The sequence below is a fragment of the Paenibacillus jilunlii genome (assembly GCF_900102965.1).
In the GTDB taxonomy this organism is placed as follows: domain Bacteria; phylum Bacillota; class Bacilli; order Paenibacillales; family Paenibacillaceae; genus Paenibacillus_AQ; species Paenibacillus_AQ jilunlii.
Window position 1 is genome coordinate 270,640 of sequence record NZ_FNGM01000002.1, and the last position, 17,743, is coordinate 288,382.

The following is a 17,743-nucleotide window of genomic DNA, read 5'->3' on the forward strand; positions in this document are numbered from 1 at the left end:
TCTTGATCGGCAAAAAATAAGCCGGGCGGCCCAGCTTATTTTTTCCCGCACTTATTTTCCCCGCGCTTATTTCTGGTAGATCTTGGACAGGTCTTCGAAAATAACAACAGGCTTCAGCACCGCTTCTTCAAGACCGCCATAGTTCTTGGATACAGCGACAACGGTTTTGGTATAAGCAATTGGATAGATCGGCGCATCCTGGGCGACGAGCTCCTGCGCTTTTTTGTAAATTTCCGCACGTTTGGCTGTGTCGGCTTCACCCGCACCTTCATTCAGCAGCTTGTCGACTTCCGGGTTTGCATAATGCGAATAGTTCGAAGACGCTCCGGAGGTGAACAGAATGCGGTAAGCATCCGGATCATAGCCCATAATATAGCCGGTCAGGGCCAGTTCATAATCGGTGGATTTCAGGTCGATGAACTTCTGCACCCAGGCAGAGGAATCCATATTCTGCAGTTCAACCTCCACGCCGATTGCCTTCAGCTTCTGCTGCACGTACAGCGAGATGGCTTCCTGCGCCTTGTTGCCGCTCTGTACGATAAATCTCAGCTTCAGATTGCTGACTCCTGCCGATTGCAGCAGTTCTTTGGCCTTGGCTGGATCATTATCGTAGGTAGGCACATCGTTAGTGAAGTATAGTGCATCCGGGGTCAGGAAAGACTTGGCCGGATCGGCATACTCGCCCGAAGTGTAGGCGGTCTGAATAATTTCATCACGGCTGAGCGCCAGTGACAGGGCTTGACGGACTTCTTTTTTGGCCAGGGCACCGGTATCACTGTTCGCATTGAACATGAGATAGGACAAGCGCCCTTCGGCGTAAGGCAGGATTTCAAAGTTGTTGGTAGCTTGAATGGTGCTTACATCCTTCGGATCCAGGTACTGCACGTTAATCTCGCCATTCTGCAGGGCCAGGTTCGCGGCATTCGTATCCTTGGCAATCCGGTAAGTGACCGAATCCAGGTGCGGCTTGCCGCCGAAGTAGTTGTCGAAACGTTCCAGCGTCAGATATTCGCCTGCCTTGTATTCTTTGAATTTGAAGGGACCGGAGCCCACCGGAGCAGCATTTTTGGTGCTTTTCTCAATATCAGTCTCGTTCTCAAAAATATGCTTAGGAATCGGAGTGACCTGCACCAGCGTAGCTTCAAAAGCCGGGCTGACCTGCGGCAGCTTGAATTCCACAGTGAGATCGTCCACCTTCGTGGCTGTGACCGGTTTGTCGTTAATCAGGAAGTTGGCCCGCAGGAAGCTGTTCTGCTTCTCATCCAGAATCTTCTCAACAGTGAACACTACGTCATCGGCGGTAAGCTTCTCCCCGTCATGCCAGGTAAGTCCGCTCTTCAGCTTCAATGTATAGGTAAGATTATCGGCAGATGGTGTCAGACTGTCCGCCAGATAAAAGGTTTTCTTCCCGTTGTTGACCTGGAACAGCGGCGCGTACAGCGCCTGGTCAATAGTCAGGCTGACACGGTCCCCCGCATAGTTCGGATTAAGCACTACCGGGTCGGCTGCAACTCCGATAATCAGGCTTCCACCATCTTTCGGCCCTTCGCCCGCAGCCGGCTGCTGTGATTCCGCAGGTGTACCGCTTGCTGCCGGTGATGCCGCGTTATTCCCCCCGGAGCACGCACTAATCAAAAATGTTAACAATACTATAGCTATAACCCCAGATAACCCTCTACGCATATCTTTCTCTCCTCCATTGTCTATAAGCAGCTTCACTCTTTGTTTTTGAATTATATATCGGAATACTAGGAATTACAATGGTTTGGAATTAACATAACTGTAACACGCAGGAAAATGGCCAGCAGGCCCTTCGGGGGCCTTCCTCTCCCATGGATGGTGCTGTAAACATTCCACCCGCAGACCCGGCCTTTTGCCGGATTCCGTTAAAAATGAGGGTTAGTCCAGTACTTCTGTAAATATATTGAATACATATAACCATTACACCTCTTTGTACTGGAGTGGACTATGATGAGCAAGAGCAAGAAGCGGGTGCTGATCGGCAGCCCGATTCACCAGAAGCCGCACATTCTGCAGGAGTTCCTGGACTCCCTGCTGCGCTTGCGGCGCGAGGGTCTGGAACTGAATTTCTATCTGATCGATGACAACGACGAGGAGGAATCCAGCCGCCTGCTCGATACCTTCGCAGCCAGCAGAAATGAAGTTTTCCTCCAATCCTCCGGGCTCCATGATGCCTATATCCGCAACGATACCACCCATTTCTGGAATTCGAACCTGGTCTGGAAGGTCGCAGGCTTCAAAAATCTGATGATCCGGCGGGCCGAAGCCTTCAGCTACGATTATCTGTTCCTGATCGATTCCGATCTGATCCTGCATCCGGACACCCTCCTGCATCTGATCGGAACCGGCAGGGATATTATTTCCGAGGTGTTCTGGACACAGTGGCAACCGGGAACTATCCTGCAGCCTCAGGTCTGGATGCATGATGAATACAATCAATGGGAAGCAGAACCGGGCGAACAGCTCAGCCGGGAAGAGATCAACCGCAGATTCCATGCATTCCTGGCCAAACTGCAGGTACCGGGCATTTATGAGGTCGGCGGTCTGGGCGCCTGCACTCTGATCAGCAGCCGGGCCATTGCTTCAGGCGCAAGCTATGACAGAATCCGCAATATCTCTTACTGGGGCGAAGACCGCCACTTCTGCATCCGCGCTGCCGCCCTGGGCATCCCGCTCTATGTGGATACCCACTATCCCGCGCTCCACCTGTACAGGGACAGCGACCTCGACAAGGTGCCGGATTTCATCAGGCTCACGACGGTGGTCGAGCCGGATGACCCGTCCAGGAAGGCCGCAATCCATGAGAGGACGGCCGAAGACGTCCAGGGATCTAAGGCCGGATCAGCGGACAAGGCGGATGCACCGGGGAGAACGGAAGCCAATACAGTGACAGTGACAGCGGCAGACGCGGAGGAAGAGCAAGCGGCACCATCCGCCGCCGAGGACGGGACCCGGCCTTGGACGGAAGCTGCGGCCCGGCAGCGCCTGAGCAAGGACCCGCTGCAGCAAGAGGAGACAGGCGGCCAAAAAGCCGGCCGGGCGGCGGCTGAATTTGCCGCAGCTTCGACAGAGCGGGGCACTTCCCCCCGGCCGAAGCTGACCTTAACCATGGTGGTCAAAAATGAAGGCCAGCGCTTCCTGCGGCAGGTTCTGCAGGTGCACCGCAAGTACATCGACGAGGCCGTTATCATTGACGATGGCAGCACCGATGACACGGCTGAGATCTGCCGGGAGGTTCTGCAGGGTATTCCGCTGCACCTTGTGCGCAACAGCGTCTCCAAGTTCAGCAATGAATCCGAGCTGCGCAAGCAGCAGTGGGAGGAGGTCGTGAAGAGCGATCCTGAATGGATTCTCTGTCTGGATGCGGATGAGATTTTTGAAGACAGGTTCGCCAGTGATATCGACAGCCTGCTCCGTGAAGAGAGCTGCGACCTGTTCTGCTTCCGGCTGTACGATTTCTGGGACGACCGGCATTACCGTGAAGATGAATACTGGCGCTCCCATCTGCGGTACCGCCCCTTTCTGCTCCGCTACCGAAAAGATTTCAATTTTGAGTGGAATGATCTTCCGCAGCATTGCGGGCGGCTGCCGGAGAATATTTTTGAGCTCCCCCATCTGTTAAGCAATCTGCGGCTGAAGCATCTGGGCTGGTCCAAGGCGGAATACCGGCTGGACAAATATCTGCGCTATATGCTGCTTGATCCCGATGGGCAATACGGCTGGAAAGAGCAATACAGGTCCATTCTGGATCCGCATCCAAATTTGGTTCCTTGGACAGAGTGAACGGTGGTATAATGAGCCTCATGCGGTTTGACCCTTAATCCGGCGCACATAAACTTCAGGAGGTACATTTTGAAAGCTGACTCGTCTCTTAATTCCGCTTCATCCAAACGCAATTATACGCTGCAACTGCTGACCGTATTCATCGGCTTTCTGGTCTTCGGCTTTTCTGAAAATATCAAAGGTCCAGCCATCCCGCGCATCCAGAGCGATCTGCGGCTTGATGAGATGCAGCTGGGCACCCTGTTGTCCCTGAACTCCCTCGGGTATCTGCTGGCATGCACGTTTACCGCCCTGCTGATCCGCAAAATCGGCATCAAGGCGGTCAGTCTGCTCTCCTTCGGTTCCATGGCCATATCTGGTGTGTTCATCTTTCTCTCGCATAGCTATCCGGCGCTGTCAGGATCTTTTTTCCTGATGTATATCGGCAACGGCATGCTGGAGATCGGGCTCGCCGTGCTCGGGGCAAGAATCTTTGTAAAAAATACGGGAACCATGATGAACCTGTCGCACTTCTTCTACGGCCTAAGTTCGACAGTCGCCCCGCTGATCTCCTCCGGGCTGATGACGGTGACTTTGTTCGGCCATATGCTGGATTGGCGGGGAGTCTATCTGCTGATTCTCATGCTGTCGGTGATTCCGATGATTCCAGCTGTTCTGGGCAAATTCCCCGGTGATGCCACACTTACAGAAGACCGGATTCCGCTCTCCGCCATTTCCCGTGATCCGGTTATCTGGCTGCTGGTAGCCGTTCTCTCGTTCGGCGTTATTTCGGAGCTGGCCGTGGGCGGCTGGCTGGTTAATTTTCTGGAAAAAGCCTACGGCTGGCCGTCTTCATCCGCTGCGGGCATGCTGTCCGCCTTCTTCCTCTGCTTCACACTGGCCCGGCTTGTGCTGGGTCCTGTGACCGACAAAATCGGCTTCGCCCTGTCCCTGATTTTGTTCTCTGCCTTCTCGGGTATCTGCACATTCGCCGCCATTCTCTGGGGCGAATCGGGTGCGATCCTGTTCGCCATCGCCGGTGTCGGCATCGCACCCATCTACCCGACCATTATGGCACTGATCGCCGACCGCTACCGCCAGGGCAGCGATACGGCCATCACCTTCATCGTCACTCTGATGGGTGTGGCCAGCGTCCTCGGCAATTACTTCATCGGTGCGATCACCGAGGGGATCAAGCAGCTGTTCTCCGGGGGGCAGGAGGATGGCACCGGGCTGCTGCGCGGACTGCAGGCCGGCTACGGCTTCATCGGACTGTGCGCGCTGCTGTGCTCGGTTTCGGCATATTGGCTATACCGCCATTTAAAGGTCAGAGGGCAGTTGATGTAGGGCAGCGTATAACACAAGCTGCACTGGGCGGGAAGGAACTGGTTTTCCGCAAGCAGAAACGTACCGTCTTATAAAAGGACGGTACGTTTTTGCGAGAAATATAAGGATGATTTGTGGCGTGAAACATATAAATCCAGGCGTAATATTAACAAGCGTCCCCGCCTTTACGGCTTGCGGACGTTTGTTTCCGTTGGTTTCTGCTTCCCCCGGATAACGGGGAAAACAAGCAGAAACGGCTACGCCGTCCTTATTAGGACGGTACCCGTAGTTTAGCGTTGCCTGGAGAACCCTTTACGAGTCCTTCGGCCATTACAAGTGGAAAAAAGGTACACTAATTTGCCCCAGCACCCTATTCTCCGCAGGTGAAGTGGAAAAAGGTACACTAATTCAGCTCATTTTGCCCCTGCCGAGGGAATAGGGCCTAGTTAAGTTTCCTTTTTCCACTTAAATTCCACAATTGTTGGTTTTGGGAAGAAATAAGTTCCCTTTTTCCAACTAGCACTGCTCAGCTACTTCTTCGCAAGCGCTATTTGGAAAAAGGATCAAAAGGGCTATCAAATTCGACTGATTTCCAACCGTTTCGTCAAGGCCAACGCCTGTTCAGGTGCAAAGTTTTCATACGTCTTTCCGAAGCCTGCACGTGACGTCATCCGGCGGGCGGCTCCGTGAACAGAAACAGGCTGCAGCTTCCTTTGCGAACATTTCTTCCTTTGCGAACATATTCGTGTGTTTTTTGTCCATCTGCGGCCCTACCACATTTTCCCTATAGGAAGTGCATGAAACTAGAATCATATCCGGTCAAGGTACTAGCTCTTGTGCGGATTTAGCGCCCAGACCGCGCAACCACTGTGCCAAATCAGCAGCATTACTGCGCATAGCAGCGTCCAGGGGGGTGAGGCGATCCCACACCGCAATCCAGTTCAGCTCAGCCTTTCGATCAAGCAGGTATTTGGCGGCGTGTCGCTGCCCGCCGTGGCAAGCACACCAGAAAGCGACGGTCACTTCGTCCGGAGGTGAAGGATGTCCCGCTCCCCAAGGGTATCGCTGTGAAAGCGATTCTCCGGCGAAGTGCGCCTCCATAGCGTCAAGCAGACCCAGCGCGGCCGCATGCCAAAGAGCGAACTTGGCCCCGCGCTCAATCAACCTGTGCGCCGCCCGCCATTGTGCGAACGCCACTGCGTCATCCAGTGGCGTTCCACCGGCGATGACAGCGCCGGGAGCCTCGATGTCGGCACCGGAATCGAGAAGCATGTCAAGCACTTCGATGTCATCGCAGCTCGCAGCCCAATGAAGCGGCGTCTCGCTGTGCGGTCCGGTAAATCGGGCGTTCACGTCGGCACCGGCCTCTATCAGCGCGGCAGCTATCGCAACATTGTTTGGGAAATGGCCGGGCCAATCGGTGACTACATGCAACAGAGTACGCGACTCCCCCCTGCTGTTGTACTCGTCGTCTATTCCGGTAATTCTTGACGTAACCAGCCCGGAACTCCCGGCAAGCAGCCGCCTTAACGATGGGACATCGCCAGTACGAATCGCTTTAATCACGGAAACTACCAGCGGGTTGTCTTTTGATACAAAGGGCATATCTTTCTCCCCGCACATAAGATAAGAACCTCCGTTCCTGCTCTCTCGCAACCGCCAAACCTAGTCCTGCCCGAAGCCTGCTATATATTCGACATTTTTTATTGTGATTTTACCGAATGCCAGCGGAGGTTGATGAGCATAACACACACTCCTCGTATAACATGACTATACTATAAGCTTTTTTGTCCGATGCCTTCAATTTTACTTTCTTCTACACGATATCCGGTTTACTGGCTGGAATTCTGGAATGTTCTGACTGCCTCAAATTTCACTTCAACTCATCATTCAAGCCTGTTTCATTGTGTAAAAGTGTCAGCTATCGGCTTTGTACCCATTCAGAATCCGGCACACATCCCCTTCAATCAGATAGAGTTCAGCGCCTCAGCCGGCTTCGGGTGGGTAATCGTTACGGAGAGTTCTCCTCCGGCTTCGTTGACCTCCATTACGGAGCCTTCTTCTGCCTCACCGGCGATCAGCGCACGCGCCACACGGGTCTCCAGGCTGCGCTGGATGAACCGTTTCAGCGGTCTTGCGCCGTATACCGGATCGAAGCCTTCCCTGGCGATAAAACGTACGGCTGATTCGCTAAGCGCAAGGCCAACGCCGCGGTCAGCCAGACGCAGACGGAGTCCATCCACCAATTTAACAACAATCTGTTCAATCTCATCCAGTTGGAGCGGCTTGAACATCACAATGTCGTCCACACGGTTCAAAAACTCCGGCCGGAAATGGCTGCTCAGCTCCTTCATGACCCGGTCCTTGACCGCATTCGTAAGCTCCCCGTTGTCATCGGTACCCTGAATAAGATGCGGCGAGCCGATGTTTGAGGTCATGATGATAATCGTATTCTTGAAGTCTACCATCCGGCCCTGTGAATCGGTCAGCCGTCCGTCATCCAGCAGCTGCAGGAGGATGTTGAACACATCAGGATGGGCTTTTTCCACCTCGTCCAGCAGCACCACGGTATATGGCTGGCGGCGTACCGCTTCGGTGAGCTGGCCGCCTTCCTCATACCCTACATACCCCGGAGGCGCACCGACAAGGCGGGAAACGCTGTGCTTCTCCATATACTCCGACATATCAATGCGGATCATGCCGTCTTCGCGGTCAAAAAGCGATACCGCCAACGCTTTCGCCAGCTCCGTCTTCCCGACACCGGTCGGCCCCAGGAACAGGAATGAGCCAATTGGCCGGTTCGGGTCTTTGATGCCCGCTCTGGCCCGGAGCACAGCATCGGCTACCAGCCGGACGGCCTCCTCCTGCCCGACTACCCGCTCATGCAGCGTATCCTCCAGCCGCAGGAGCTTATCCCGCTCGCCTTCCACGAGTCTGCTTACAGGAACCCCAGTCCAACGGGATACAATATCAGCGATTTCCTCTTCGGTCACAGCTTCACGCAGCAGCCGGCTCTCCTGATCCTGCGACGCCGCCTCCTCCGCTGCCTTGAGCTGCCGCTCCAGGTCGGGGATAATGCCGTAGCTCAGCTCGGCAGATTTATTAAGATCGTAAACCTCCTGGGCATCCACCAGGTCCTTGCGGGCCTGTTCCAGTTTCTTCTTCAGCTCACGCAAACCCTGAATGGCTGACTTTTCCTTCTCCCAACGCGCCGTCATTTCCAGATGTTTTTCCTTGAGATCCGCCAGCTCACGCTGCAGGGTTTCCAGGCGGCGCTTGCTGGCATCGTCGGTTTCTTTTTTGAGCGCAGCCTCTTCGATCTCCATCTGCATCAGGCGGCGGGTCACTTCATCCATCTCGCCCGGCATGGAATCAATCTCCGTACGGATCATCGCACAGGCTTCATCGACCAGGTCAATCGCCTTGTCCGGTAAAAAACGGTCCGTAATATACCGGTTCGACAATACACCGGCGGCCACGAGCGCGCTGTCATGGATTTTCACCCCGTGATGGACCTCGAAACGTTCCTTTAATCCGCGCAAAATCGAGATCGTATCCTCCACATCCGGCTCGCTGACCAGCACCTGCTGGAAGCGGCGTTCCAGCGCCGGGTCCTTCTCAATATATTTGCGGTATTCATCCAGCGTCGTCGCACCGATACAGTGCAGCTCACCGCGCGCCAGCATGGGCTTCAGCATATTGCCTGCGTCCATCGCGCCTTCCGTTTTGCCCGCGCCGACAATCGTATGCAGTTCATCGATGAAGAGAATGATCCGTCCGTCGCTTTCACGGATTTCCTTCAGCACTGCCTGCAGCCGTTCCTCAAATTCCCCACGGTACTTGGCCCCGGCGATCAGCGCGCTCATATCCAGCGAAAAGATCGTCTTATCCTTTAGCCCCTCCGGCACATCCTTGCGGACTATCCGGTGGGCGAGTCCTTCAACAATCGCTGTCTTCCCTACGCCGGGCTCCCCGATCAGCACCGGGTTGTTTTTCGTTTTGCGGGAGAGAATGCGGATCACCCGGCGGATCTCTCCATCGCGCCCAATGACGGGATCAATCTTGCCCGCCCGCACCTCGGCCACCAGATCACGGCCGTATTTCTCCAGCACCTCATAGGTTGCTTCCGGCTCACGGCTGGTCACACGCTGATGCCCGCGGATCTCAGCAAGCACTTCCAGCAGCTTGTCGCGCGTCACGCCGCGGCTGGTAAACAGCCCGCGCAGCTCCCGGTTCCCGCTGCTGGAATCGGACACCATCGCAAGCACAGCGTGCTCCACCGCCACAAATTCATCCTGCATCTGCGCGGCTTCCTTCTCTGCCTGCTCCAGCACAGCGATCAGCGACGGCGATGCATACCGCCGCATTGTCCCTGCCCCGGAGCCGCTGACGCTAGGCTTCCGCTGCAGCAGTGCCTCCGTACCCTGCAGCAGCTCGGGTACAGGAATATTCATCTTCTGCAGCAGGCGCGGCAGAAGACCCTCATGCTGCTGGAGCAGCGCCTTGAGCAGATGGAGATTGTCAATCTCCTGATGCCCGGCAGCGGCTGCCAGCGACTGCGCTGCGGCAACCGCCTCCTGCAGCTTTTGTGTTAATTTGTTGAAGTCCATCTCCTTCATCACCTTTCAGTAATTTGCTTGCTCGCACGTGACTCCGGGCCGCCGCCCGCGTCGATGGCAGGACGTTTGGGGCGGCCTATCCGCCCAACAACGGCATTTCTGCCGTTGTTTCCACCAAACCCGGCTACCACGCTCCCAACAAAGGCATTTTTGCCGTTGTTTGCACCAAACTTGGCTACCACGCGCCAAACAACGGCACTTTTGCCGTTGTTCCCACCAAAACCGACTACCACGCACCAAACAGCGGCACTTCTGCCGTTGTTTGCACCAAACCCAGCTGCAACACTTCTGCCGAAGCTCAAACAATCAATAGTCGTCCCCGGAGAATTCAAAGGTTTTACCTCTCATTCCCTCATACCGCCCGCCTGCGGCGGATTCAAGGGTACTTTTACCTCTCATTCCCTCATACCGCCCACCTGCGCCGAATTCAAAGGTACTTTTACCTCTCATTCTCTCATATCGCCCGCCTGCAGCGAATTCAAAGGTACTTTTACCTTTCATTTCCTCATACCGCCCGCCTGCGGCGAATTCAAGGGTACTTTTACCTCTCATTCTCTCGTATCGCCCGCCTGCGGCGAATTCAAAGGTACTTTTACCTTTCATTTCCTCATACCGCCCACCTGCGCCGAAATCAAGGGTACTTTTACCTCTCATTCCCTCCTATCGCCCGCCTGCGGCGAATTCAAGGGTATTTTTACCTTTCATTTCCTCATATCGCCCGCCTGCGACGAATTCAAAGGTACTTTTACCTCTCATTCCCTCCTATCGCCCGCCTGCGCCGAAATCAAGGGTATTTTTACCTCTCATTTCCTCATATCGCCCACCTGCGGCCAATTCAAAGGTACTTTTACCTCTCATTCTCTCGTATCGCCCGCCTGCGGCGAATTCAAGGGTATTTTTACCTTTCATTTCCTCATATCGCCCACCTGCGCCGAAATCAAAGGTACTTTTACCTCTCATTCCCTCGTACCGCCCGCCTGCGACGAATTCAAGGGTACTTTTACCTCTCATTTCCTCATATCGCCCACCTGCGGCCAATTCAAAGGTACTTTTACCTCTCATTCCCTCGTACCGCCCGCCTGCGCCGAATTCAAGGGTAGCTTTACCTCTTATTTCCTTAGTTCCGGTCATCGCAGGTCGCTCGACAACGGCAGATTGCCGTTGTTTCCGCCAAGCCCCGCTTCCGTCAAGCCCCGCCGGGCTCGCCCGCCCGGCGGCCAGTGCCGCCAGCGGCCGGCACGGCGCTTAGCCCATCGCAGCCTTGCGCCGCGAAGCCCCCGGGCCCTTCCGCTTGGGCCCGGCCTGGAAGCTGCCAGCTTCGGCCAGCTGGCGGTACAGCTTCTTCTCCGCCTCCGTTAACCCGGCGGGAATCACAATCTCTACCGCGAACAGAATGTCTCCGTTCGCGCCATCCGGGCGCTTCAGCCCCTTGCCGGAGAGGCGCAGCGTTTGACCGCCCGCCATCCCGGCCGGGATCTTCAGCTTCACGCTGCTGCCGTCCGGCAGCGGCACCTTGGCTTCGCCGCCGAGCACGGCCTGCCAAGGCGCAATCTCCACTGTGCCGTACAGATCTCCGGCGTCCGGTTCGTAAATGTCATGCGGCAGCAGATGCAGGGAGATCAGCAGATCACCGCCTTGCACCGCCCCATTCCCGCTGCTGCCGGGAATCCGGATAACCGTCCCCTCAGCGGAACGCGGCGGAATGCTGACGTTCACATCCCTGCCGCCCACCTGAACCCGGATGCTGCCGCCTTTGTATGCTTGCTCCAGTGAAACTTCAAGCTGCGCCTGCATCGTGCTCCGGGCTTCACCGAATGGGCTGCCGGCGGCGGTGCTGCCGGAGAAGAAATCAAACCCCGCCCGGTCCGCCGCCCCCCGGCTGCCAAAAAACATTCCAAACAAATCATCATCAGGAATACTCCCGCCGAAGGAGGAGCTTCCGCCCCATCCCGCGCCAAAAGGTGAATCCCCATACGCCGACGAAGAAGCTCCGCTGCGCCGCGCCCCGCTGCTGGCTGCGCCGCCGAATCCGTAGTGAAGCTCCTGATCATAGGCTTTTCTTTTCTCATCATTGCCCAGCACTTCATATGCTTCCGCCGCTTCCTTGAACTTGGCCTCCGCCTCTGGGGCCTTATTAACATCGGGATGCCATTTCTTGGCAAGCCTCTGGTAGGCTTTTTTGATTTCCTGCTTGGAGGCCTTTTCCCCTACACCCAATGCTTCATAATAGTTTGCCGCCAACGGTATCTCCTCCTTTCATAAGCTGAGCCGTACCATTCATCTGTTCTTTATTATCTATTACCCTGTTTTCCGGCCTGTTTATGTTGCTGTGTGGGACTCTGCTGCCCTATAGAATTTCCAATTCCGTAAAAAGGCGCACCATAGCCGGAATCCCCACTACAATGCGCCTGTATGATGGTGCTATATGAAAAGCCCGGTGAATCCGCTGTTCCTGCAGGGACCTTAGAGGGAACGGCGCTGGCCGCCGGCCCGGGAATCCCTTTTACCAGCCGATCCAGCCGGACTTGAACATCTGCTTCCTTCTACACTTCAGCGGTGCAGCAGGCACTCCGCTTCCCCCGGAGGCCTGCCGCATAGCGCCGTACCTGCCAACTTCCTGGTATTGAAGCTTTTACGAAGCTTTTATTGAAGCCGCTCTCCGGATGAACCATCGTCTTGGATCTCAATGCGTTTACCTAGCGGTTTCTGCTGTTTCGGTACCGACAGGGTCAGCAAGCCGTCCTTCAGCGAAGCGCGAATTCCATCCTCGGCAACATCCTGCACATAGAACCGGCGGACGTACTCCCCATACCGGCGTTCTCTGCGCACCACCTGGTGGTCCTTGTTTTCCTCACTGTTGTCTTCCTTGCGTACCGCTTTGATCGTCAAATAAGGGCTGGCGTAATCAATGTCGATTTCTTCTTTTTTGAAGCCGGGCAGTTCGGCCTCGATCAGATACGCCTGCTCGTTCTCCCGGATATCCGTACGGAAGGACATCGTTGAGCTTTTAATGGGTGCAAAAAAATCATCATTAAACACTTCATTCAGGGACTTGGCCAGCACACCAAAAGCATCATCTCTGCGTTTTCCAAAAGGAACCAAATCAAACATTTTACATTCTCCTCTCATTTGACTTTGACTTTATTTGACCTATGGCTTCATTATAGTCCCCCTCCCGGGGGAAGACAAAACCTGTATAAGCCGAAAAACCGGGAAAATCCGGCATTTCAGCTCATTTTTTAAACCAAATTTTAGTGTTTTTCACTTTTTGACCTTATTTGACCTTCATGGATATGTAGCGCTCCCGGTACTCGTTCTCCAGCATGCTCATCATTACCACATCATGGTACTGATGATTATAGAAAAGCGTCTGGCGCCGCACACCCTCCCGGACAAAACCAATGGACTCATACACATGCGCTGCGCGTTTATTATATGCGTAAACCTCGAGTTCAATCCGGTGCAAATTCAGAATTCCGAAGCCGTAGTCGAGCATCAGCAGCAGCGCTTCCCGGCCATAGCCCTTTCCCTGATGGGCTTCATCTCCAATAGCGATCCGCAGATTCGCTGTACGGTTATTGCGGTCCATATCCTGAATGGCGATGTCCCCGATGGTCTCATCGGTGTCCTTAAGGGCGATTAGCAGCAGCACCCCGCTGTCATCCTCCGCTTTGCGCTCAATATATGCCGCGATCTGCTCCTTCGTAATATGCTTCTGCGTTCCCGTAAGCCTGCGGGCCTCCGCATCGTAGAACATATGGTAATACAGCTCGGCGTCTTCCCCGTTCAGCGGGCGCAGATACACCTTTTCCCCCCATAACATGCCGGAGTTCCTGCTCATTCTCTTCATCTCCTGTCGTTAATGTAGCTCTATGATATGGCAAAATTGTATACTTACAAATAGACAAATCCGTCCTTTTTCGAAGGACAGATAGGAGTTCCTATGCTGCTTGTCCCGAATCTCAGCGATACTGGCGGAGTACCTTACTACATACAGCTATATGACTATTTAAAAAAAGAAATCATCAGCGGCTCGCTGCCTACGGGCACCCGTCTGCCCTCCATCCGCATCATGGCCGCCCAGCTTCAGCTCAGCACCACTCCGGTAGAGCTGGCCTACCAGCAGCTGCTGTCCGAGGGCTTCATCGTGAGCAGGCCGCGCAGCGGATATTATGTACAACAGGTGCATGGGCTGGGCGGAACCGCAGCAGAGCCAGACCGTCCACCGCTGCCGGTCCGTTCTATTACCCCGCGTGATTCCCGGACCTACCCATATGATTTCCATATTTCACGTAACGACTTCTCCCTCTTTCCAGACAAAATATGGCGCAGCCTCTACCAGGAGCAGCTTGCCAATCCCGATCTGCTGCAATATGGCGATCCACAGGGAGAACCTGCCTTGCGGGAGAGCATCGCCGCCCATTTGCGGCAGTTCCGCGGGCTGCGCTGCACAGCAGAGCAGGTTGTGATCGGCGGCGACCAGTATACGCTATGCTCGCTTCTGGCACTCCTGCTTCAGGAGAAGGCGATGAAGCTTGCGATTGAAAATCCGGGATACCACCTGCTCCCTGCGGCATTTCAGCGGCATGGCTTTCAGATTTTGCCCCTTCAACTGCAGGAAGACGGGCTTGACGTAACGCAGCTATACGCAAGCGGAGCAAATTGCGTGTACATCTCGCCTTCCCACCAGTTCCCCCGGGGGATGGTGATGCCCATTGCGAACCGGCTGGCGCTGCTGGAGTGGGCCCGGAGGAACAGCAGCTATATTATAGAGGATGATTATGACGGTGAGTTCCGCTATCATGGACGGCCGATTCCCGCGCTGCAGGGACTCCTGGAAGACAGTCCTGTGATCTATATGTGCAGTTTCGCCCAATCGCTGGCCCCGGCGCTGTGTATTCATTATATGGTGCTGCCCAAGTCGCTTGTGCCGGACTACCACAGCCTGAAAAGCGAGCTGTACTTGGAGCATTCCGCTTCCCGGCTGAATCAGATAGCGCTGCATTATTTCATGGAGAGGGGGCACTTTGCGAAGCATTTGCGGAGAATGCGTCTGGTCTACCAGAGGAAGCATGATCTGCTTTTGAGTGCGATCCAACGCAATTTCGGGGAAAAAGCAGCCGTGCACGGACAAGGGGCAGGATTCCACATTCTGCTCACCCTTCACAGCGGCGGCAGTGCCCGCCAGCTCGCAGAAAAGGCCGCAGCGGCAGGTATCCGTGTTACGCCCATGTCCTATACATGGTGGAGCAGGCCGGAGCATGACGAGCCGGAATTTATTCTGGGCTTCGGCGGCATTGCCGAGGAGAGGATTGAGGAGGGCATCCGGCGGCTGGCCGGAGTGTGGGATAAAGGTTTAGAAGCCACAGCCTTCTAAAGGAATGGTTTGATTTTCTTATGAACTCAGTCTATATGGGCGGGTATAAAGAAAATATCTTTTCTCCAGGGAAATTAGATTTAGAAATTAAGGAATACCAATTCCCAGTTGACCGCGCTGCAATCAGAAATATAGACTTCTGAGTCTTCTGATAGATTCTGCACAAAGACAATAATCAGGAAAGGCCTCCCGGCACCACTCTACTTATATCTGGCCAGCATCCCGGCAAGCAGCTCCCTAACCCTCCCGGCCAGTTCCGGCGGCTCCTGTACCTCAGCCTCGTTGCACAGGCCAATCACGAACCGGGCAAAGAATCGCAGATCATTGCGCGGGACCTGGCCTCCTAGCCAGCCGGTGCCGTCTTCACGGATGTGCAGCAAGGACGCTGACCAGAGCTCGGCCTCGCATGCCTGAACCCCTTCTTGTGTCAGCTCAATATGCAACCGGGACTGTTCCTTGCCGTTAGTTGGCACCCGCCCCGGTCTCTCGTCTGCTTCCTGCCCGGGTTCCTTCCGCTCTTCTTGTTCAGCTCCCTGCTGGAAGTGGCTGTAAGCTTCCCTATTCCCCAGATGAACATGCCGCAGATCCAGCGGCGCAAGACCTGCGGTGTCAACCTTCACAGCATGCATCCGGTCACAGCGGAACACGCGGATGCCGCCCCGCAGGAAACAATAGGCCGGGCAATACCATAAGCCGCTGCTGGCATAGATGCCGATCGGCTGGATGGCCCGCTCCATACGTTTGCCCTTGGTTTCATAATCAATCTGCAGCACTTTCTGCCCTGTGGCGGCTTCCAGCAGAATAGCGAGATAGGGAAACTCCGCCTGCCGCGCCGGGGTTACAAAATCTATCCGGTGCTTCATCTCGTCAATACGGTCGCGGACATCTCCGGACATATAATGATAGAATTTCTGCAATGCGGCCACAGACTCTTCCTTGAAGGGCAGGTACTTATAGTGGCGCAGGGCATGGCTGGCAAAAAAGATCGCCACCGCTTCCTCCTCCGTAAACGCAATCGGAGGGAGGATTCTCTCGTTCAGCACCTGGTAGCCGCCATGCGGCCCCACTTCAGAATAGAGCGGCACACCCAGCTCGCCCAGCTCCTGCAAATCCCTAAGGATGGTCCGGGAGGACACACCGAATTCCTCTGCCAGCTCTTTGACGGTGAACTTGCGCTTCCGGTTGACGGTCATCATCAGATCCAGCAGCCGTTTGGATTTTGACATAGCATAGCTCCAATATTTTTTATATTTATGACAACACTTGTCACTATTATACCCTACAATGAACTCATAGCCCATCTGCAGACGGCAAATTCATTAACAGGGAGAGATTGGAACATGACATTACAGCTGAACCCTTTTATACTGCTCGACGGCAATGCACAGCAGGCGATTGAATTCTATCAGGAGGTGCTGGGAGCGAAGCTGCTCTTCAAGCAAACCGCCGGAGAAGGACCGCAGAATCCCGATGCACCGATGTCAGAGGAAGCTAAGGCACGCATTGCCCACTCTGTGCTGCGTGTCGGAGAGACGGACTTTTTTGTAGCCGATCTGGAGGAGGGACAGACACTGCTCCCGGGGAATGGCATTAATATCTGTATCACGGCAGACAGCACCGCAGAGGCAGAACAGCTGTACCACTCTTTAAAAGAAGGCGGTCAAGTTGATATTGAGCTTGCCCCCGTCTACTTCAGTCCCGCTTATGGTATGGTCACTGACAAGTTCGGTGTGGCTTTCCAGATATTCACGAAGCGGGGACGGTGAATACCCCAAAGTAGGTTTTGGGCTTGATGCAGACTCCGCTGCTCAAGCCTTTTCTCTCGTTTGCAGGTTAGTTCAGATTGAGGAATATGGTCATGCTTCATTGGCTCTCGCCTGCTTCAAGTCCACCAATGCCTGCACATTCCGGGCCGTAATAGAGGCAACGCCAAGATCGGCGTAGTGCTCCATAAGCCGCGTCTCGTTCACGGTCCAGACATACACGGGCAGCCCGGAAGCATGGGCGCGCTCCATAAACCAGGGGGTCACAATTTCATGATAAATGTTTATTCCAAAACAAGAAGCCTCCAGTGCCTCCCGGCAGGTCTGTCCCACGGCAAACTCATAAGGCGAGGTTCTGAAGAGCTGAATGTCTGCATTAAGCAGCTTTCTGAGCTGAGGCTGTCTGCGCTGTGCCAATAGGGCACGCTCCCTTTCGCAGCCTGACAGAAAGACCTGTTCCGGCATACCTAATCTATGGACCAGTTCTGCAGCAGCGTCTACAGCTTCATCCACTTTCAGATCGAGATTGGCGATGGTTCCGGACGGCTTAATTAACCGCAGCATCTCTTCCAGCGTGCTGAAGTTCATGCTGCCCCGCTTGCCGGCATAATCTACAGCGACCTCCACATTCTTCAGCTCTGCGAAACTCGTCTCTGAGATGCTGATGCTCCGCCCTGCTACCGTGGTCCAGATATCATCATGGGCCAGTACCGCAATTCCGTCTTTCGTCACCCGCACATCGTCCTCCACAATATCCGCTCCAAGCTTAATCCCCATCCGCACGGCATCCAGGGTATTGTCCAGCGTCTCCATGCAGCCAGTATGCGCTGTTATGAATGGGAAGGAGTTCCTTCCTTCTGCCTCCATCTCCGATC

Annotated in this window: 14 protein-coding genes; 4 read left to right on the top strand and 10 right to left on the bottom strand. The window is 54.7% G+C overall.

Annotated elements, in window-relative coordinates; genetic code table 11:
* Positions 1–66: 66 nt before the first annotated feature.
* The gene (locus tag BLQ82_RS06030; protein WP_062524893.1) at positions 67–1,683 is read right to left on the bottom strand and encodes an ABC transporter substrate-binding protein; all 1,617 of its coding nucleotides are present in this window, start codon (positions 1,681–1,683) and stop codon (positions 67–69) included.
* A gap of 285 nt (positions 1,684–1,968) precedes the next feature.
* Between BLQ82_RS06030 and BLQ82_RS06035 the strand changes: the two genes are divergently transcribed.
* Positions 1,969–3,804: a glycosyltransferase family 2 protein gene (locus BLQ82_RS06035; protein ID WP_062524892.1), complete on the top strand. Its 1,836-nt coding sequence runs from the start codon at positions 1,969–1,971 to the stop codon at positions 3,802–3,804.
* Between the two features lie 66 nt (positions 3,805–3,870).
* A complete protein-coding gene (locus tag BLQ82_RS06040; protein WP_062525280.1) occupies positions 3,871–5,130 on the top strand; it encodes an MFS transporter in 1,260 nt (419 codons plus the stop codon).
* Between the two features lie 798 nt (positions 5,131–5,928).
* Here the strand turns inward: BLQ82_RS06040 and BLQ82_RS06045 are convergent.
* From BLQ82_RS06045 to BLQ82_RS06080, 7 genes are all read right to left on the bottom strand, one after another.
* Complete coding sequence (locus BLQ82_RS06045; protein WP_244280707.1) at positions 5,929–6,732, bottom strand: ankyrin repeat domain-containing protein; 804 nt, start codon at positions 6,730–6,732, stop codon at positions 5,929–5,931.
* Between the two features lie 344 nt (positions 6,733–7,076).
* Positions 7,077–9,719, bottom strand: a complete 2,643-nt coding sequence (gene clpB / locus BLQ82_RS06050; protein WP_062524890.1) for an ATP-dependent chaperone ClpB — start codon at positions 9,717–9,719, stop codon at positions 7,077–7,079.
* Between the two features lie 315 nt (positions 9,720–10,034).
* Positions 10,035–10,382, bottom strand: a complete 348-nt coding sequence (locus BLQ82_RS06060) for a hypothetical protein (protein WP_062524887.1) — start codon at positions 10,380–10,382, stop codon at positions 10,035–10,037.
* A gap of 108 nt (positions 10,383–10,490) precedes the next feature.
* The gene (locus tag BLQ82_RS06065) at positions 10,491–10,790 is read right to left on the bottom strand and encodes a hypothetical protein (protein WP_208861945.1); all 300 of its coding nucleotides are present in this window, start codon (positions 10,788–10,790) and stop codon (positions 10,491–10,493) included.
* A gap of 183 nt (positions 10,791–10,973) precedes the next feature.
* Positions 10,974–11,969, bottom strand: a complete 996-nt coding sequence (locus BLQ82_RS06070; protein ID WP_062520745.1) for a DnaJ C-terminal domain-containing protein — start codon at positions 11,967–11,969, stop codon at positions 10,974–10,976.
* Positions 11,970–12,371: 402 nt separating this feature from the next.
* A complete protein-coding gene (locus tag BLQ82_RS06075) occupies positions 12,372–12,839 on the bottom strand; it encodes an Hsp20/alpha crystallin family protein (RefSeq protein ID WP_062520744.1) in 468 nt (155 codons plus the stop codon).
* A gap of 163 nt (positions 12,840–13,002) precedes the next feature.
* A complete protein-coding gene (locus BLQ82_RS06080) occupies positions 13,003–13,569 on the bottom strand; it encodes a GNAT family N-acetyltransferase (RefSeq protein WP_062520742.1) in 567 nt (188 codons plus the stop codon).
* Positions 13,570–13,671: 102 nt separating this feature from the next.
* On the opposite strand from BLQ82_RS06080, the gene pdxR reads away from it, so the two are divergent.
* The gene (gene pdxR / locus BLQ82_RS06085) at positions 13,672–15,105 is read left to right on the top strand and encodes a MocR-like pyridoxine biosynthesis transcription factor PdxR (RefSeq protein ID WP_062520739.1); all 1,434 of its coding nucleotides are present in this window, start codon (positions 13,672–13,674) and stop codon (positions 15,103–15,105) included.
* A gap of 200 nt (positions 15,106–15,305) precedes the next feature.
* Here pdxR and BLQ82_RS06090 read toward each other — a convergent pair whose 3' ends face one another.
* Positions 15,306–16,331: a helix-turn-helix transcriptional regulator gene (locus BLQ82_RS06090; protein WP_062520738.1), complete on the bottom strand. Its 1,026-nt coding sequence runs from the start codon at positions 16,329–16,331 to the stop codon at positions 15,306–15,308.
* A 114-nt stretch (positions 16,332–16,445) separates the two neighbouring features.
* Here BLQ82_RS06090 and BLQ82_RS06095 point away from each other — a divergent pair, with 114 nt between their 5' ends.
* Positions 16,446–16,871, top strand: coding sequence for a VOC family protein (locus BLQ82_RS06095; protein ID WP_062520736.1), 426 nt, complete (start codon positions 16,446–16,448; stop codon positions 16,869–16,871).
* Between the two features lie 90 nt (positions 16,872–16,961).
* Here the strand turns inward: BLQ82_RS06095 and BLQ82_RS06100 are convergent, their stop codons facing one another.
* Positions 16,962–17,735: a glycerophosphodiester phosphodiesterase gene (locus BLQ82_RS06100; protein ID WP_062520733.1), complete on the bottom strand. Its 774-nt coding sequence runs from the start codon at positions 17,733–17,735 to the stop codon at positions 16,962–16,964.
* Positions 17,736–17,743 lie beyond the last annotated feature (8 nt).